Source organism: Bythopirellula sp., from assembly GCF_041737835.1.
GTDB lineage: Bacteria > Planctomycetota > Planctomycetia > Pirellulales > Lacipirellulaceae > Bythopirellula.
In genome coordinates this window covers 1-2,228 of record NZ_JBGSQY010000042.1, presented here as the reverse complement: position 1 = coordinate 2,228, position 2,228 = coordinate 1, and the positions used below count along the sequence as shown (strand labels likewise).

At 56.8% G+C, this 2,228-nt stretch carries 1 protein-coding gene; it reads right to left on the bottom strand.

Going from position 1 to position 2,228, the window contains the following annotated elements:
- Window positions 1-26: 26 nt before the first annotated feature.
- Window positions 27-1,868 (bottom strand): protein kinase domain-containing protein, encoded by a 1,842-nt coding sequence (locus tag AC6T8Q_RS13875; RefSeq protein ID WP_500679644.1) that lies wholly within the window; start codon window positions 1,866-1,868, stop codon window positions 27-29.
- Between the last annotated feature and the right edge of the window lie 360 nt (window positions 1,869-2,228).

The window sequence follows — 2,228 nt, the reverse complement described above, 5'->3', positions numbered from 1 at the left end:
AGCTTTTACCGCGGAATTAATCTTCGCTATTCGGGTCGGAAACAAACGCGGAAGCCGAGGTTGAAATACTTAACCACTTCTTGACCTGGGAAGTTGCGAGTGGCCGAGCGACACTCCATCCCTCCTGCGAAATAACATCCTCCTCGTATAACTCGATTGTCGTGGCGGATAGGTCGCGGAGAGCGATTAGTACAGAATTCCCAAACATTACCGTGCATATCACAGAGTCCCCAGGGGTGGGGAAAATCCTTGGAGTAGCTTCCTACTGCCGAAGTCCGCTTTAAGAATGGACCTTGAGCAGCAGTGCCGTAGGGTATGGTTCCCTCGATATTCGCTTGCGTACCGTTTATCTCGTTCCCGAAGTAAAACGCTTGTCGATTTCCTTTTCCTCCACGACAAGCGTACTCCCATTCGTCTTCGTGAGGCAGGACAAAACGACCTGATCGACTGGGCACTTGAAGCTTCGCTGCAATAGCCGGTTTTGAGTTCAAGAGGCTAATGAACCGCTCGCAGTCGTCCCAGCTGACACTCTCCACAGGAAACTGCGATGTGTCCATGCCTCGAACGGAAAATGGCTTCTTCCCGTCGAACGTACTCGGATTGAATGCCATCAATGCGATCCATTGGGCTTGCGTGACTTCATACTTTCCGAGCCAGTATCCTTTGGACTCGTATTCGACCTCTTTTTCAAAGGGGGTCCGATTCTTCTCCCCCAACGGAGAACCCAATCTCGCGATTCCGGCCGGAATCCAGCAGAAGACCATCTTCGTTTTCGTGGAGATCTCAACAGAACGTTCCTCCCCGGGTTGCGGCATGGCGGCATCCGCGTTCGGCTTCGGGTCTTGAACAAGAGGAAGTCGCTGGCGAGCGTCACCGTCGCGCTGACCCGGCACCAGTTGGGCGATAAACAATGCAATTGCCGCAACTGATGCAATGGACACGCTTAAGACGATAGCCTTCTTACGGGAGAAAAATGATGCGTTCGGTCCCAATCCGTTCCACTCGTCACGGAGCTTTGGCCTTCGCGAGTGTTTTTTCGTTCGGCTCGCGGGGGCCTCAAGTGGCTCGTCGTTGTTAAGCAGAGACAAGAGGTCCGCCAGCATTTCTGTCGCATATTGGTAACGATCGGCTGCTTCCTTCGCCATCGCCTTTCGGACGATGCGTGCACATTTCACTGGGATCTCGGGTGCTACTCGCCGCGGATCGGGGATCGGCGTGTGGCAGTGGGCGAACATCACCTGAACGGCAGAATCCGCTTCAAATGGCGGACGACCTGTCAAAAGGGTGAAGTAAGTTGCTCCCAGTGAATAGAGATCGGACCTCGGATCCGCGGATTGCCCCCGGCATTGTTCCGGGCTCATGTACTGAGGGGTGCCGCTGACTCCCCCCGAGGTGCTGACCGACACGTCCGCTCCTCGTGCCAGCCCGAAATCGGCGACCTTGACCAGACCCAATTCGGTGCGCAAGAGGTTCGAAGGCTTGATGTCGCGATGCACGAGCCCGGCGGCGTGGGCGGAAATGAGGCCGCGGCACGCGTCGGCAATCGCTTGGGTCGCCTGTTTCCAAGTGGCGGGAATCCCATCCCGGAGAAGCGATTGCAGACTCCCGCCGGTCAGGAGTTCCAGGACGAGGTAGTACCCGCCGCTCCAGTGGCCAACGTGATAAATCCCTACAATGTTTGGGTGATTCAGCTTTCCCACCGCCCGTGCTTCCTTGAGCAAACGCTGAAGCTCGGGGTCGTGTTCATCGGCCGGTCTCGGGAGCGTCTTGATCGCGACCCGACGATGCAGCAGAGTGTCCTCCGCTTCATAAACCACGCCCATGCCGCCTTGTCCCAAACGGCCCAGAACCCGAAACTGTTCAAGCATCGTCCCCACGGCGAGATCGGAATTTTGAGGCCTGCCACCCGATTCGCCGAACGGCATCAGTTGGTTTGCGATCCAGCCGAGTGCAACCGCACGTCGCCGAAACTCGCACTCCAGTTCTGCACGAATCCCAGATTCCTTCCCAGCAAGGAACTCATCGAGGCTCGGCGGTCGGCCCTGTTCAGCAAGATCCTCCCACTCTTCAAGCCAGTTTTCGAGAGCCTCTTCGGCACTCATTCGGTTCCCCCGGGATTGAAATCCGGTTGGAGATCCCGCTCTCCGCCAAGCATTTCGAACAACTTCAGGCGGGCATCGCGCCAACGCTTTTTGACAGTCCGATCCGAGACCCCCAGCACATCGGCC

Bases quoted from the DNA above. Each gene is read 5' to 3' on its own strand.
- AC6T8Q_RS13875 (WP_500679644.1), bottom strand. From the start codon at position 1,868: ATGCTTGAACAGTTTCGGGTTCTGGGCCGTTTGGGACAAGGCGGCATG.